This window comes from Rhodococcus sp. IC4_135, from assembly GCF_011602025.1.
Classification (GTDB): Bacteria; Actinomycetota; Actinomycetes; order Mycobacteriales; family Mycobacteriaceae; genus Rhodococcus_F; species Rhodococcus_F baikonurensis.
Genome location: NZ_JAAOLG010000036.1, coordinates 24,104 through 39,550 on the forward strand (window position 1 = coordinate 24,104; position 15,447 = coordinate 39,550).

Here is a 15,447-nt window from a genome sequence, read left to right on the forward strand (position 1 = left end):
GACTTAGCTACCCCCAGCTATCTCCCTCTCGTCCTGGTCAATCTCGCGACGCTGTTTTCGGCGATCGGCAACGGTATCGCCATCGTCGTGCTCCCCTGGCTTGTTCTCGAACGAACCGGCAGGGCAACCGACGCGGCAATAGTTGCCGGCGCAGCAGCCGTTCCACTACTCGTGTCGAGCCTGTTCTCAGGGACCTTCGTCGACAAATTCGGACGTCGTCGAACGTCGATGATTTCCGACGCTCTCTCTGCGATGTCCGTTGCAGCGATTCCGATCATCGCGGCCACCGCGGGCTTGACGATCCCGGTGATCGCGGCGTTGGCCGCACTCGGCGCCGTGTTCGACCCCGCCGGAATGGCGGCGAGGGAGTCGATGCTGCCCGCAGCAACGCGGACCGCCAAGTGGAAGCTCGATCGAACCAACAGCGTGTACGAGGCCAATTTCAACGTCGCATATCTGATCGGCCCTGGCATCGGCGGTGTCCTGATCGCAACGATCGGAGCGGTGAACACGCTCTGGGTGACTGCGGCAGGTTTTGTGTTCTCGATCGTCGTGGTCGCCTTCATCCGGCTTCCCGGCGCCGGAGTGCCCGAACACGAGCATCGGCCGAAATCGATCTGGCACGGCACACTCGACGGTCTTCGGTTCGTCTGGAACAACAAACTGCTGCGCAGTCTGGCGCTGATCGACATGGCCGTCGTCGCGCTCTACATGCCGGTGGAGAGCGTCGTGTTCCCGGTGTACTTCACGGAGTTGGACCAGCCGGCCCAACTCGGATCGGTATTGATGGCATTGGCGATCGGCGGCATCATCGGCTCTCTCGCCTACGCCCCACTGGCACCGATCATGTCCCGGCGCCTGATCATGATTTTTGCTGTCGCCGTCCTCGGCATAGCGATGCTGGCCATGGCGCTTCTACCGCCGCTGTGGGTGATCCTCGTACTCGCCGGACTACAGGGTCTCGTCTACGGACCAGTCGGCCCGATCGCCAACTACGCCATGCAGACGCACAGCCCGGAGCACATGCGCGGACGCGTCGTCGGTGTCATGACGTCGACGGCCTACGCCGCCGGCCCGCTCGGCTACCTCGCGGTCGGCCCTCTGCTCGATCAACTCGGAATCGCGTCGACCTTTGTGGCCCTGTCGATTCCGATCATCCTGATCGCCGCGGTCTGTGCCTCCCTGCCGGTGCTTCGCGAACTGGATCGTCCGCGGCACTCGACCGACGTCAGTTGAACCCCATCACGTCGTTGCCCCAGGCGACGCGCAGTCCGTGATCGGGGTCGCTGACGAGGGTGTCGGCAGAGTCGATCAACAGCGTCGACCGCTTCTCCTCCTCGTACGGCGCCCAATGTTTCGAGCCGTCGAGAGCTGCCGGCACGGCATGCCTGGCGAAGGCCAGCCATCGCCGTTGGATACGGCCGGCCACCTCCATCGCAGCCTTCCGCCCACCCAGCCAGAATGTGGGGTCGACGTTCAGGGTCCCGAAATTGCCGAAGACATAAGGTAATTCCGTCGCGTGACCCGCGCCGATCCGTGCGGCTTTGAGCATCGGCGTCGCGTGATCGAAGCGGTACACCCACGTGGGGGAATGCCTGCAGTGAGCGTCGGCGATCCACAGAGTCGGCATGCGAAACGCCGCGTCCCGTGAGAGCGCCAGCGCGCCACTCGGTTTCGCGTGATCTGGGTAGGCCGACATGATCTCGGCAAGTTTGGTCGCGGAGATGTCGGGGTGATCGTCCGCCAGTAATTGGAGCATTGCCTCGACGGACTGCGCGCTCACCGGCATCAGTGGCGACTTCATGAACTTGAAGATCGACGCCTCGTCCTTGTTGGAACCGATGATCAGTGGGATTCGGTGCGCGTAACCCTTCTGGAAAGCCGCAACCGGGTAGTGCGGCACCAGATCGCGATCGACTACGGGTGCCATTGCCAAAGTTCCCGGAATCCGTGTCGGAATCTCGTTGACCAGGTCATCGCTTGCCTTCACGAGAAGTTCGAGATCCGTGGTCAGCAGATCGCCTGCGTCTTCAGGGTCGATCGAGAGCAGTTCGAGAAACCGCTCTGCCACGGTCTTGGCGCGCTCGGCCCCGTAGACGGAGGTCGCGGGAGGACTCTGGGCAATCGCACGATGGAACAGACCTTCGGCGCTCGGACAGGTCATGAGCGTCGTGATGGATCCTGCGCCGGAAGACTCACCGAACACAGTCACCGCACTCGGGTCACCACCGAAGGCGTCGATGTTGTCTCGAACCCATTCGAGCGCCGCAATCTGGTCTCGCAGACCACAGTTCGATTCGAAAACGGTATCCCCGGTGGAAAACGCGGACAGGTCCAAGAATCCCAGTGCGCCGACGCGATAGTTGAAGGAGACGAGAACGACGTCACCGGTTTCAGCCAGATGACGGCCGTCGTAGATCGTTTGGGCGGCAGACCCGAGGCAGTAGGCGCCGCCGTGAATCCACACCATCACCGGTCGAGGCGTGCCGTCGGGTCGCGGGGCCCAGACGTTGATCGACAAGCAGTCCTCGTCGATCTTGAAAGCCCGATCGATCGGAACCGCCGGACTCTGACCTTGCGGCGCGATCGGCCCGAATTCACGACAGTCGCGCACCCCGTCCCACGGCTCTGCGGGTTGCGGCGCGCGGAACCTCCGTGCACCCACCGGCGCTGCTGCGTAGGGCATGCCCTTCCACGCGAACACACCGCCATCCGGATACCCGCGGGCTTCACCGCCTCTGGCACGGATCACCAGTGTTCCGTCCTCGCCGAGATTTGGTCGAACGTCGGTCTCCATGTCTGAATCCCCTCCCGACCCGCGCGTGTGGCAATCAAGACCAAACCTACCAATCTCGGACGGGTGTGCGCCGAGTACACAATCCCTCGGTGTTAAGGTCGCCTAGTTCTGACACGGGGTGCTCCGCATGGGCGGGGCTGAGAACACACCCGGGAACCTGATCAGGTAATGCTGACGAAGGGATGTCATGGCTACTACGCAGCCTGCATACAATTCTGCCGAAAACTCGGTGGCCACAGCGCCGTCGACGGATCGGTTCACCGATCGACTCTGGGCCGAGACGAAGGTCCTCCGCGAGTCGATCGACTCGCTCGAGTTCCTCCGCCGCCTCGGCGACGGAACGTTGCCTCTCGACGCGTTCCGCACGTACATCGAGCAGGACAAGCTCTATCTCGAGGGATATTCGAAAGCGTTGTCCCTGGTCGCGGCCCACGCCCCGGATCCGCAGGCCGCGGGCTTCTGGTCGAATTCCGCGTCCACGGCAGCGACGGTGGAATCTGCGCTTCACGACGGTTTGCTGACCGGTGGAATTCTTCCACCCGGTTCGCAGCGGCTGGAGCATTCGCAGGCCTGCCTGGGATACGTCTCGTATCTGACGGCGACTGCGGCAACGGCGCCTTACCCGGTCTCCGCAGCGGCAGTACTCCCCTGCTTCTGGATCTACGCCGAGGTCGGCCGCGATCTTGCCGCTTCAGCGCGCGAGGTACTCGACGCCGATCCGTCGCATCCGTACGCACAGTGGGTCACGACCTACGACGCACCCGAATTCCACGAATCGGTGGCGCAGGCTCGCGTACTGGTCGATGCTGCGGCTGAAGCTGCCACCGAGACAGAGCGAGAGGCGATGAGTGAAGCGTTCCGCATCGCCAGTCGCTACGAGCTGATGTTCTGGGATTCCGCACTCCACCAGCAGCCTTGGCCGGCGTCGTGATGTCGTTTGCGGCGCTACGCCGCACGCTTGCCACGTCTGCCGCGATCGCAGCCGCATTCACGGTTCTGACCGGATGCGCCTCTGACACCGGCTCTTCCGACGGGACCATTCGGTTCGCACTCGACTGGACACCGAACACGAACCACACCGGTTTGTACGTTGCACTCCAAGAGGGCTACTTCGAGGACGCCGGTCTGGAGGTCTCGATCCTGCCGTACAACAACACCTCGCCCGACACCCTCGTCGACGCCGGTAACGCCGAGTTCGGCATCAGCACACAGAGTCAGGCCACGTTCGCCCGTGCGGCCGGCGCCGCCACGACGTCCGTCATCGCGCCACTTCAGCACCGCGCCACCGGCATCGGCGTGAAGGCGGATCGTGCGGACATCACGCGTCCGCGTGATCTCGACGGAAAGACGTACGCCGGGTTCGGCGATCCGGGTGAAGTCGAGACGCTGCAGCAGATCATCCGCAACGACGGCGGAACCGGGAACTTCACGACGGTCACGCTCGGAACGTCCGCGTACGAAGCCGTGTACTCGGGCCAGGCAGACTTCACCGTCTCCTACTTTGCTTGGGAAGGCCTCGAAGCGGAGCGAAACGGAACTCCGATGCGGTACTTCCAGTACACCGATTACGGCTTCCCCGATGCGTATTCGATCGTGATCAACGGCAACCAGCAGTGGTTGAAGGACCATCCCGACGAGGCACGCAAGTTCGTCAAGGCCGTTCAACGCGGTTATCAGACTGCTGCCGACAACCCGGACCAGGCCGCGCAGGACCTCATCGACGCGAATCCCGGAGCATTCACCGACGAAGACCTCGTCCGTGAGAGCCAGCGGATGCTCGCCGCCGACTACATGAAAGACGCCAACGGAGTCGTGGGCGCCCAGAATCTCGAAACCTGGTCGGGCTACTCGGGATTCCTCTTCGACAACGGGTTGCTCGCCGGACCGGACGGGAAGCCGTTGACCCAGAAGCCGGACTGGTCGGAGTACTTCACCAATGAGTATCTCGACGCGTCCTGACGTGAGCGGGCGATTGGTCTCGACCACGCGGCGGGCGCTTCCCGCGCTCGCCGTGGTGGTGCTCCTCGTGGCGGCGTGGCAGATCTACGTCGAGATCAGTGGGATTCGGCCGCAAGTACTCCCGTCTCCGGGTCGCGTTGTTTCCCAGGGTTGGGACAACCGCGAGATCATCGCCGACCACGCCTGGTCGACATTGCAGGTCACGTTGGTCGGCTTCACCGTTTCATTGGTGTTGGCCTGGATTCTTGCTGTGGTCGTGGACTTTTCGCCGTGGTTGTCACGCGCGCTGGTACCACTCTTCGTCGTCTCGCAGACGCTGCCGATCATCGCCGTCGCGCCACTGATGATCATCTGGTTCGGCTTCGGGTTGCTGCCGAAGGTGTTGGTGATCGCACTTGCGACGTTCTTCCCCATGACCATCGGACTCATCGAGGGATTTGCCGCAGCCGACCGGGAAGCGGGCGCTCTCCTGCGCAGTATGGGTAGCACTCGCTGGCAGGAGTTCCGCTACGTCCGCCTTCCTTCGGCGATTCCGCGATTCTTCACCGCCCTGCGCATCGGCATCACTTATGCGGTCGTGGGTGCGGTGTTCTCCGAATACGTCGGCGCTACTTCCGGTTTGGGTATCTACATGAGCACCCAGAAGAACTCCTTCCGCACCGACCTGGTGTTGGCGGCCGTACTGGTGACGGCGTTGATCAGTGTCACGCTGTACTTGCTGACGTTCGCCGTCGAGCGCATCGTTGCACCATGGGCGATGAACGAAAGGTCACGGACATGACTGACCCGATGGTCGAGGATGCAATGGTCGAAATCCAGGACCTGACCAAGAGGTTCGACACGGCCGGAGAATCACGTCTCGTACTCGATTCGGTGTCCTTCCGCGCCGACGCGGGCGAGTTCGTGTCGGTGATCGGGCCGAGCGGCTGCGGCAAGAGCACGATCTTCAACGTCCTGGCCGGGCTCGAATCCCCGACCTCGGGTTCGGTCCGTGTCGGCACGCGCGCAACGGAATCCGAAGCAGCCACCGAGGTACACACCGCGTACATGCCGCAGAAGGACCTTCTGTTTCCTTGGCGCTCGGTCTTGGACAACACGGCCCTCGGTTTGGAAGTCCAGGGAGTCGCGAAGAAGGACGCACGCGAGCGCGCTCGGGAGTTGTTCCCCGCGTTCGGCCTGACCGGATTCGAGGACGCCCGCCCGTCACAGCTGTCTGGTGGCATGCGCCAGCGAGCGGCAATGCTGCGCACCGTTGTTCAGGGCAAGCCGGTCCTGTTGCTCGACGAGCCGTTCGGCGCGCTGGACTCGTTGACCCGCACCGAGATGCAGGCTTGGCTACAAGACGTGTGGCAGCAGTACCGGTGGACCGTTCTGATGATCACCCACGATATTCGTGAAGCGATCTATCTGTCCGACCGCGTGGTCGTTCTGTCTGCGCGTCCGGCAACGGTCAGATGCGTCGTCGACGTTCCCTTGCCGAGGCCACGCGAACTGGACATGATCACCACGCCCGAGTTCGCCGAGGTCGAGCGTGAGCTGCTCGCCGTGCTCCACGACGAGACTCGCAAATCGATGCGGCCGTAACGGTTACTGATAATGCGCTGAGAACGCGCCGATTTCACCTGCCGTTCAAGAGAAAGTGCATCGCAACGGTGCAACTTCACGTAGGATGTCGCGGCACTTTCGCTCAAAACTCCTTAATATCAGCAAGATCCGAACGCTCGACACGCAGTCCGTGAACGCTGCACAATTCTCCGTACTCTTCGGTAACGTACACTCGGTCGCCTACGAGACCAACGGCCAGAAGGTAACTGGACGGTAAAGCGGGATCGTGGAGGCACAGTCATCGCAACAGATTTGGAAAGGGACAGCGTGAGCACACTGCAGTCAGGTCAGAGCCTCGGAGTCGGCCAGGAACTCAAGTCCGACAACGGCGCGTACACCCTCACCTTGCAGGACGACGGCAACCTGGTTCTGTCCGAGGGCGGACAGGCTGTTTGGGCCGCAGGCACCAACGGATCCGGCGCCAACCGCGCCGAGGTGCAGGCTGACGGAAACTTCGTCATCTACAAGGACTCCGACGCCGTGTGGGCATCGCAGACCGCAGGCAACGACGGTGCCTCCCTCTCGGTTCAGGACGATCGCAACGTCGTTCTGTCCGCCGGTGGAAATGCTCTGTGGTCTTCGGACACCGCAATCGAGGCCCCGGCAGCCGAGGCTGCTCCGGAGCCCGCTCCGGCACCCGAGCCCGAGCCTGCACCCGCAGCTCCGGCAGCGCAGAGCTACACCGTCGAAAGCGGCGACACCCTGTGGGCGATCGCAGAGCGTTTCTACGGTGACGGCAACCAGTACCAGCGCATCGCGGATGCAAACGGCATCCCGAACCCGGATCTCATCAACGCCGGTCAGGTGCTGACGATCCCCGCCTGATTCACTGCTTGACCTGGCCCTGGGTGCCGACGTCCGCGTCGGCACCCAGGGCCTTTTGTGTTCTACGCCACACAGATTCGCGTCCCGCCCAGCAGGCCCTGATACTCCATTGCGGCATCTTTTCGCCTACAGTACTTCCGTACTGCTCCCGAAGGACAGGTGTGCATGAAAGACAGAACAGTCATGATCGGCGCTGTCGCAGTGGCCGCTCTCTCTCTGACATCAGGCCTCGTGTTCGGCGGAGCAGCCGGCGCATTCGGTGCCGGCGGCCCTGTGGTGACGCCTCCCGCTCTGGTCTCGTCGGTTTCCGTCGAGTCCGTCGCCGGGATCGAACCCGCCGCGTTCTACAGCTCGGTTGCAGTCCCCACGGTTGTCATTCCGCCGACGCCTACCTGGCGAGTCGCAGACGAAACGACTGCTCCTCGTAATCAGCCGCTCGTGGTGACCGCGACAAGCTCGAGTTCCGCTACCTCGACTACGACGGCAACCAGCACGACAACACCGGTCTCGTCCACGACCACCGCGTCGGCTACCGCGACGTCGTCACCGACCGCGACAGCCACGACCACCAAGACCAGCACCACCCCCGTTGTCACGACCGGGTCCACGCCGCCTGTCGTCGAGGTCTCGCCCGTTCTCGCCGGATAGTCCTCGGTCTTTCGCCTGCACACCGCCTGGCGTGACGGCGGTTACAGGCACACTTCGGTCGCCACTCTCGAATACCCGATCTACCTGCGACAACCTTGCTCGTCGTCACGGTTCGTCGCCCTCTGCAATCCGGTCGACCGGAAAAGGACAGCAGCATTGTCGGAGCCTCGCGATACCGTATAGGTCTGAGCTTTTGCGGAAGGAGGTGGCTGATGAGCGCAATGGGCTTCGATCTCGATGTCAGTGTCGACCGTGCGTGGGCAGAATTTCAACGTCGCCTCGGCGATCACATTTCCATCATGCTCGACGGCGACGTGCTTGCCGTGGAATCGTCCACCGGCGACTTCGATCCTGCTGACGGCGCAGCGCCATGCGTTCAGTTCCTCGTGTGGGACGAGAACACAGTCCGCTGCGAGGTTCCTTCCAACGACTTCCTTCATCCGCGCTATCGACTCGAAGATGCCGACGAACAAAAGTTGATCGCACTCGGCTGGAATCCGCCTTCCGAAAATCTCGACGATCCGAACAACTCCCCAGCCTTCTGCGTCGACAAGGCGCAGAACTGGGCCGATCAGCTCGCAGCGATGACTGTCGCGGCATTCCGGGACGTGTTCGGTGTGCAGCACCCGGCTTTCCTCTCCAGCGATCTCACCGGCAACGAGCAGACTCCGGATTTCGATCCGTCGGTTGTCGAGTCGACCGAACTTCCGACACTGGACCCCACTGCGGCCTACATGCCCAATGATGTCGACCACCTCAAGGAGTTGGTCACTCTCGCATTGCTTCCCATGCTCGGCACTCTTCCCGAGCGGGACAGCGACGGCGACATACCCATTCGTGTCGGTTCGACTGTCATGTTCGTCGGTCCCCTGTCCGAGTCCATGGACGTGCAGTTGTTCTCCCCGCTCGTTCAGGACATCAGCAACCGCACTCGTGCAGCCGAGGTGATCGCCGATCTCAACCGCAAGTGGTCACGCATCAAGTTCGTCTTGATCGACGACCGTCTGTCGGTGTTCCTCGAGGTGGCGGGTTCGCCATTCGTTCCCAAGCAACTCACGGATACGTGCGCGGCCCTGACGTCGTTCCTGCGTACCGTGGACGACGAGTTCGCCGCGCGCGTCGGCGGAGACCTCTTCTTCGCGAACAAGAGCGGTGATTCCTCCTCTCTACAGCCCGATCTGACGGCCGAGGACCTGCCTCCCGAACTCGAGACCCTGCTGCACCTCGATCTGGATGTGGCCGAGGATCTCGATGCGGTAGCCGATGTCTGCGGTCGCGATCGCGATCTGATTCTTCAGCTCCTCCACATCAGTAACGAATGGCAGATTCAGCTGCGTAGTCAGGCCGTCGACGCCCACAGCCGCGGAGATGCCGAGGAAGCCGCGGGCTACGAGGATCAGGTCGGTGGATGGGAACTCATGGTCGACCGTTTGCGTGGGGCTTTGCGACTGGTGGTCCTGCCCAATTCTCGAACCGAGACGCCGGCCAAGCCGCAACCTGAGCAAATGGGCTTGTTTGCCGACCCCTTGCAACAGAGTCTCTTCGACGATCCGTCCTGACACGACAGATCGCCTTTCCCACTATTCGAAGTGGGATTTGAAGATCTGGCCGTGGACGCCCACGGTTCGATCGACTACCTGTGAGACCGTGAAATCCGCTGCGGCAGAAAGATAGGCGTAGGCCGTCGCTCGATCCATTCCGCGATCATGCTCGAGGAAGTCGAGTGCGTTGACCACCGCACGTCGCATGGCTCCGTTGAGGTCACTGTTCTGGCCATCGACCGAACCGTTGGGGTCGGACAAGCCGATCGGAATCCAGGCCTCCTCGGTTTCGGCGAACGGGTATCCGAATGCCACCGATGGGGCGTCGCCGGAATCCTTCTTGCACACACTGAGTCGGAACGTGCCGCGCAGCGAACCTTCCATCGCGGTCAACGCGGCCTCGCCGTCACCCATGGCCATGTGTGGGTCACCGACGTAGAACAGGGCACCTTCGGCAAAGACCGGCAGGTAGAAAGTTGATCCGACACCGAGATGCCTGATGTCGATGTTTCCGCCGCCCAGCGTCGGAGGAATGGAGTTCGACGACGGGGATGTCGGATCGGCATCCGTGGAATAGGCAACTCCCATCATTCCCATGAAGGGCCGCAAGGGAAACCGCACCTTGGACTCGCCGAAGGGCATCACACCCTTGCCGTCTTCGATCGCGGTGAAAGTGGAGACCCCTCCGTACTTCAACGGATCCTTCGTCGCCCGCCCGTCCGTGGCGACCGGCGGCATGACTTCGTCCAGAGTGATTCCCGCGGGAGCGGTTCCGTCTGCCGTGACAGCAAGAGCGCCCTTGCCGTGCCTGCTCGACACAACCCCGTACGGCACGCGGGGAATCGCTTCGAGTGTCTCGATCTTGAGTACGTCTCCAGGCTGTGCGCCTTCGACGAAGACCGGGCCGGTGACGACATGTGGGCCGTCCTTGTCGAAGTTCCGTTCGGTTCGGTTGTATTCGGCCGCAACGGCAATCGCATCCTCGAGCACGTCTTTCTCGGAAACGCCCTTGCCGCCGAAGTATTCGAGGGGATTGCGCCCTTGATCCTCGAGGATTCCCTCGTGCGAGAGGGCGTCGATGGTGACGGTCTGGCCCGACTTCATCCGCATCATTTCGCGGGTGTGGACGTTGGGCACATAGCCCCACATGACGTCCGACGGATCCGAACTCAGATAGTGGTCGCCGCTGACGTTTCCACTGCCCGGTTGCAGAATCTGCACACCATCGGCGAACGGCAGTGCAGAGGAGGATGATCCAGCTGGCGACGCGTTGGAGTGCGCGCACCCCGAAGCCACACCGGCAACGCCTACTCCCGCACCGAGAGCCGCGACCGCCCTCATGAATCCGCGTCGGCCAAGACCTTTCGTCAGGTCTTCGGCTGCGTTGCGGGCAAGCGTGTTTTCCATCGAGTTTCCTCCGGAGTGCGTGACGATGTGCGACTGCGAAGAAAACTAGACCCGATTTGTTACTCGTTCATTACCATTTCATAGCAAGGAAATGCCGTTGACTGAGAATGAGTTCAACGACGGCGAAGCCGCCAGAGCGACGTCGTTTCGCGTGCCCGGGCAGCGTGAAGCGCATCGGTTCGGTCACTGACCTTTGCGTGCGTCGGTTTGACGTCCATGCGGTCGACAACAGTGAGCCCACCGGCCGCGATCAGATCGTGCAGTTCGGATCGCGTTCGGAGACCGAGGTGTTCGGCAATGTCCGAGAGGATCAGCCACGCTTCTCCCCCGTCGTCCAAATGCGCTGCGACACCAGTCACGAAGCCCTTCAGCATCGCTCCGGCGGGGTCGTAGACGGCGTATTCGATGGGCGAGGTGGCCTTCGCCGGAATCCAGGGAGGATTGCAGACCACCAACGGAGCAGTGCCTTCGGGAAAGAGGTCTGCTTCCACCACATTCACCTGATCGTCGTAGCCAAGTCGCGACAGGTTGGTGCGCGCGCATTGCAATGCCCGGGCGTCCTGGTCGGTGGCCGTCACTGTCTGGACTCCACGCCGCGCCAGGACGGCAGCAAGAACGCCGGTACCGGTGCCGATGTCGAAAGCGGAATCCGTCGACGGCAGCGGCGCAGACGCGACAAGGTCGACATACTCGCCGCGGACGGGCGAGAACACACCGAAAGCGGGATGAATTCGTGCGTCGAGCGCCTCGATGAAAACACCTTTGCGATGCCACTCGTGAGCGCCGATTGCGCCGAGGATGTCTCGCAACGAGCGAACCGACGGCTCACCGGTGATCCCGAACGCCTCGGTCAACGCTATTTGCGCGTCCGGGGCACGCCGGAGTGGAATCGACAGATCGGCGTCCAAGGGAATGAGCAGCATGCCGAGAATCTGCGCGCGACGTCCTTGGGTCTGCCGGTGGAGGTGGAAAGCTTTGGCGGGATCGTCGGAAGCTCGGCGCGGCTTGCGGTCGATGCGCGATGCAACAGCCTTCGACAGTTGGCGAGCGTTCTGAAAGTCTCCGCGCCACAGCAACGCCGTGCCTTCGCACGCCAGGCGATAGGCGTCGTCGGCCTTCATCGTGTCGTCGGCGACGACGATGCGCTTGGGCGCCGGGGCATTGCTCGTCGAACCCCAACGGGCCGACTGCTCGGCATCGTTCTCGGTCCACACAGCGAATTGTTCAGTCATGTAAGCCCTTCCGGCGTCCGACGCATAGCGGCCGGTCTACCGGCTGATGTGGTCCAGATCTGCAAAATCTGCTTGTCTGGTGTCCACACTAGTCGGGACCGGCCGCGCTACATGACTGCGAGAGGGATGTCAGCCCTTGGCGACGCGAGCTGCCTCGGCGATGCGAGCCTCGGCGACCGCGTCAGCAGCCTCGCCGGCGAGGATTCCGTCCTTCTTGGACTTCGCGAAGATCTCGGTGACCGTGTCGAAGATCTTCTCGACCTTGAGCTTGACCTCTTCGGCCGAGTTGCCCTTCAGCTCGCCGGCAACCTGGATGAGGCCGCCGCCGTTGGCGACGTAGTCGGGGGTCCAGGTGATGCCGCGGTCACGGAGGATGTTCTCGACCTCGGGCACGGTGAGCTGGTTGTTGGCAGCGCCGCAGACAACCTCAGCCTTGATCGAGCGTGCGGTCGTATCGGTGAGGGTTGCGCCCATCGCGCAGGGTGCGTAGACGTCAAGGTCGGCGTCGATGATGCTGTCGACGATGCTCACCTGCGGGAAGTCCGCCTTGACGCGATCGAGCGCTCCGGCGTTGACGTCGGTCGCGAGAACGGTCGCGCCGTCTGCGAGGAGGAGCTTGATCAGCTCGTAGCCGACCTTGCCTGTGCCCTCGACACCAACGGTCTTGCCGGCGAGAGACGGAGTGCCCCAATGCGACTGTGCCGCTGCGCGCATCGACTGGAATACGCCGAGGGCCGTCATCGGAGCGCTGTCGCCGGAACCGCCAACGGTAGCGTTGCGGCCGACGACGAAGTCGGTGTCACGACCGATGATGTCGAGATCGTTGGAGTTGGTTCCGACGTCACCAGCGGTGATGTAGCGGCCGCCGAGGGTCTGGACGAATTTTGCGTAGGCGCCGAGCAATTCGTCGGTCTTGGCCGTTGCGGGGTCGCCGATGATGACGGCCTTGCCGCCGCCGAGGTCGACGCCGGCAACGGCAGCCTTGTAGGTCATTCCGCGCGAGAGGCGCAAAACGTCTGTGACTGCGGCGGATTCGTCGGAGTACGGGTAGAAGCGCGTTCCGCCGAGTGCGGGGCCGAGCGTCGTGGAGTGGATGGCGACGATGGCCTTGAGGCCGCTCGCGGGATCCTGGAAGAAGCTCACCTGCTCGTGGGGGTAATCGCGCAGGTAGTCGGCGCGATCGAACACGCCCGCAGTGTCGTCATGGGAAACAACGGAGTTCACGGGCTCGGCGGTGAGAGTCATTGTGGGATAGACCTTTCCGAAAAATAAACGGGGCGCAGTCGAAATATTGGGGCGAAATGGCCATTGGGTACTATTGGGGACAAATAACCCAAAGAGAATCCCGCTGAGCAATTCGTGGAACCAATGCTCTGCCTGAGTTACGATTTGGTCAATGCAAATCTCTTGAACTAGTCAATTCGATCATCCAGTGACTCAAATCACTGAGGAGAGGTTCACAAAGTGCTCAGCATCGACAAGCTCGACGTCCAGTTGCTCGGACTGCTCAGCAAGGACTCGAGGATGAGTGTGGCCGAGTTGGCCAACTCGTTGGGCGTCGCCCGCAACACCGTCCAGTCACGAATGAAGCGCATGGAATCCAACGGACTTCTCACCGGGTTTCGGCCGAATCTCAATCTCCCCGAGGTCGGTATCCCGATTCAGGCATTTGTCGGCCTGGAGCTAGAACAGGGCAAGATCAGCGCAGTCGCTCGCAGTCTGACCGAGCTGCCTGAGGTGATCGAAATTCACGCCACGACCGGTCGCGAGGATTTGCTCGTCCGCGTGGCCACGTCGACGCACGCGGCCCTGCAGAAGTTGGCCGAGCAGATCGTGTCGCTTCCAGGCGTCACGCATTCGACCACGACCATCGCTCTGACCAATCCCCTTCCGTATCGGATTCAGCCTCTCCTCGAGCACCTCACCAATGACGCCGGCTGGGGTCGTTCGACCGCCTTCCCCCGCCAGCAGGACTAGGACGGGTGGTCGCGTCGATGCTTCCCGGTGCGCTAGTTTCATGGTTATGAGTGAGATCCAGGGACAGCGCATCGCGTTCATTCAGGCGACGTGGCATCGCAACATCGTCGACCGTGCACGCGACGGATTCACCGACGCGATCGTCGAGCTCGGCTACCCCAAGGACACGGTTGATTTCTTCGAGGTGCCGGGAGCTTTCGAAATCCCGCTGCACGCTCGGCGGTTGGCCAAGACCGGCCGCTACCAGGCGATCGTCGCCGCAGGTCTGGTCGTCGACGGCGGAATCTATCGGCATGACTTCGTTGCAACTGCTGTCATCGACGGTCTGATGCGCGTGCAGCTCGACACCGACGTTCCGGTTTTCTCGGTGGTCTTGACACCGCATCACTTCCACGAGCATGCCGAACATGTCGAGTACTTCAGCACGCATTTCGTGAAGAAGGGCGCCGAGGCTGCGCGCGCGGTCGACGCCACCGTCAAGTCGTTGAAGGCCCTGCCCACCAGCTAGTCGTTACCCAAGTCTCGCTGAGCCGAATGCCATCGGCTCAGCGAGATTTTTTGTGTCTATCGAGGGGTCTCGACGCTTGCGAGTGCCGAGGCGTTCGAGTCGTCGACTTCGCCGTAGCGGTCGACGCATTGCTGGAAGAAGTCCCGCATCTCGGTGACCACCTGGATGTGGCTGGTCAACGACTTCTCCAACGAATCTTCACCGTCCTTAGCTTTCTTGGAGAACTTCTCGGCCAGGTTGATACCAGATTGAAGCGTTCCCATCCCAGAAACATTCGCTATCACGAACAGATTTCTGCGCATCAGATCGAGATCGCCAAGAAACCCATTGCATGCCGCAACCACATCACGTGCGATGTCAGGCTCAACTTCCAGCCGCGAGTCGTCAGACCCATTGCTTCGATCAGACCAACTCACCGAGACCTCATTTCGGTAGCGTCGATTCAAAATTGACCGACAAACGCTGCGCAACAACACAACTGGACTCTTGCCGAACCTCAGACAGCTTTCGTTCTACGTTGAACCAGATTGAGCCGTGTTCGACCGAGAAAGCAAGGTAGCAACCATTGTTGTCCTCGTCACCGACGCGCTGATACTCGATACCACGCCGCCCACCGACATTAAGTTCCTCGAACCCTCGGAAATCAGGATTCCGTCGAACATCGTCGACGGTGTACGACGATGAATACACAGTCAAGAAATACCAGGACCCGCTCCACCCACAGATCTTCCATCCTGGCTGCTCCACGCCCGCCGCACCAGCTTCCTCGGTAGCCGGATCAAGCCCGACTTCTTCCAGAACCGAGTCCGGAATGTCCGTGCAAGGATCGAACAAGCCCTCTTGGCCGGATGCAGGCTCAGCCGCCCCCTCCACGACTGAGCTGCATCCTGCCGCAGCCCACACCAACATCCCAGCCATGAGCAGTCGCCCAACCCCCACCGACCCCCG

The 15,447-nt window shown here is 62.0% G+C and carries 16 protein-coding genes and 1 riboswitch; of the genes, 10 read left to right on the forward strand and 6 right to left on the reverse strand.

Going from position 1 to position 15,447, the window contains the following annotated elements; all coding sequences use genetic code 11:
* The first annotated feature begins 33 nt into the window (after positions 1 to 33).
* On the forward strand, positions 34 to 1,236 hold the full coding sequence (locus G8767_RS31090; RefSeq protein ID WP_206029968.1) for an MFS transporter: 1,203 nt from the start codon (positions 34 to 36) through the stop codon (positions 1,234 to 1,236).
* Here G8767_RS31090 and G8767_RS31095 read toward each other — a convergent pair.
* Entirely contained in the window at positions 1,229 to 2,797 is a 1,569-nt protein-coding gene (locus G8767_RS31095; RefSeq protein WP_095971533.1) for a carboxylesterase/lipase family protein, read from the reverse strand. The two genes, G8767_RS31090 and G8767_RS31095, sit on opposite strands and share 8 nt — an antisense overlap.
* A gap of 104 nt (positions 2,798 to 2,901) precedes the next feature.
* A riboswitch (TPP riboswitch) is annotated at positions 2,902 to 2,997 on the forward strand.
* Here G8767_RS31095 and G8767_RS31100 point away from each other — a divergent pair.
* The 7 genes from G8767_RS31100 (at position 2,985) to G8767_RS31130 (ending at position 9,393) form a co-directional block, all read left to right on the forward strand.
* Positions 2,985 to 3,728: a TenA family protein gene (locus G8767_RS31100; RefSeq protein ID WP_124569509.1), complete on the forward strand. Its 744-nt coding sequence runs from the start codon at positions 2,985 to 2,987 to the stop codon at positions 3,726 to 3,728. (Overlaps the previous riboswitch by 13 nt.)
* A complete protein-coding gene (locus tag G8767_RS31105; RefSeq protein ID WP_166813711.1) occupies positions 3,728 to 4,756 on the forward strand; it encodes an ABC transporter substrate-binding protein in 1,029 nt (342 codons plus the stop codon). The genes G8767_RS31100 and G8767_RS31105 overlap by 1 nt, the downstream gene beginning before the upstream one ends.
* Complete coding sequence (locus G8767_RS31110; protein WP_166813701.1) at positions 4,734 to 5,537, forward strand: ABC transporter permease; 804 nt, start codon at positions 4,734 to 4,736, stop codon at positions 5,535 to 5,537. Before G8767_RS31105 ends, G8767_RS31110 begins: the two co-directional genes overlap by 23 nt.
* Positions 5,538 to 5,545: 8 nt before the next feature.
* Positions 5,546 to 6,340, forward strand: a complete 795-nt coding sequence (locus G8767_RS31115; RefSeq protein WP_166813712.1) for an ABC transporter ATP-binding protein — start codon at positions 5,546 to 5,548, stop codon at positions 6,338 to 6,340.
* Positions 6,341 to 6,628: 288 nt separating this feature from the next.
* Positions 6,629 to 7,186 (forward strand): LysM peptidoglycan-binding domain-containing protein, encoded by a 558-nt coding sequence (locus tag G8767_RS31120; RefSeq protein ID WP_020908363.1) that lies wholly within the window; start codon positions 6,629 to 6,631, stop codon positions 7,184 to 7,186.
* A gap of 165 nt (positions 7,187 to 7,351) precedes the next feature.
* Positions 7,352 to 7,834, forward strand: a complete 483-nt coding sequence (locus G8767_RS31125) for a hypothetical protein (protein WP_095971529.1) — start codon at positions 7,352 to 7,354, stop codon at positions 7,832 to 7,834.
* A 212-nt stretch (positions 7,835 to 8,046) separates the two neighbouring features.
* Complete coding sequence (locus G8767_RS31130; RefSeq protein WP_166813703.1) at positions 8,047 to 9,393, forward strand: hypothetical protein; 1,347 nt, start codon at positions 8,047 to 8,049, stop codon at positions 9,391 to 9,393.
* Positions 9,394 to 9,414: 21 nt separating this feature from the next.
* Here G8767_RS31130 and G8767_RS31135 read toward each other — a convergent pair whose 3' ends face one another.
* The 3 genes from G8767_RS31135 to G8767_RS31145 form a co-directional block, all read right to left on the reverse strand.
* Entirely contained in the window at positions 9,415 to 10,782 is a 1,368-nt protein-coding gene (locus G8767_RS31135; protein WP_166813705.1) for an acetamidase/formamidase family protein, read from the reverse strand.
* Between the two features lie 113 nt (positions 10,783 to 10,895).
* Positions 10,896 to 12,014 carry a class I SAM-dependent methyltransferase gene (locus tag G8767_RS31140; RefSeq protein ID WP_166813707.1) on the reverse strand — a complete coding sequence of 373 codons (1,119 nt, stop codon included), beginning with the start codon at positions 12,012 to 12,014 and terminating at the stop codon, positions 10,896 to 10,898.
* Positions 12,015 to 12,143: 129 nt separating this feature from the next.
* A complete protein-coding gene (locus tag G8767_RS31145; protein WP_166813709.1) occupies positions 12,144 to 13,259 on the reverse strand; it encodes a Glu/Leu/Phe/Val dehydrogenase in 1,116 nt (371 codons plus the stop codon).
* A 219-nt stretch (positions 13,260 to 13,478) separates the two neighbouring features.
* On the opposite strand from G8767_RS31145, the gene G8767_RS31150 reads away from it, so the two are divergent.
* Together G8767_RS31150 and G8767_RS31155 are read left to right on the forward strand one after the other, a co-directional pair.
* On the forward strand, positions 13,479 to 13,991 hold the full coding sequence (locus G8767_RS31150; protein ID WP_003941343.1) for an Lrp/AsnC family transcriptional regulator: 513 nt from the start codon (positions 13,479 to 13,481) through the stop codon (positions 13,989 to 13,991).
* Positions 13,992 to 14,037: 46 nt separating this feature from the next.
* Positions 14,038 to 14,499, forward strand: coding sequence for a 6,7-dimethyl-8-ribityllumazine synthase (locus G8767_RS31155; protein ID WP_070797143.1), 462 nt, complete (start codon positions 14,038 to 14,040; stop codon positions 14,497 to 14,499).
* A gap of 56 nt (positions 14,500 to 14,555) precedes the next feature.
* Here G8767_RS31155 and G8767_RS31160 read toward each other — a convergent pair whose 3' ends face one another.
* Together G8767_RS31160 and G8767_RS31165 are read right to left on the reverse strand one after the other, a co-directional pair.
* The gene (locus tag G8767_RS31160) at positions 14,556 to 14,762 is read right to left on the reverse strand and encodes a hypothetical protein (protein WP_240952927.1); all 207 of its coding nucleotides are present in this window, start codon (positions 14,760 to 14,762) and stop codon (positions 14,556 to 14,558) included.
* A gap of 160 nt (positions 14,763 to 14,922) precedes the next feature.
* Positions 14,923 to 15,447: DUF3558 domain-containing protein (locus tag G8767_RS31165; RefSeq protein WP_240952928.1), on the reverse strand; the 525-nt coding region annotated here is incomplete at its 5' end.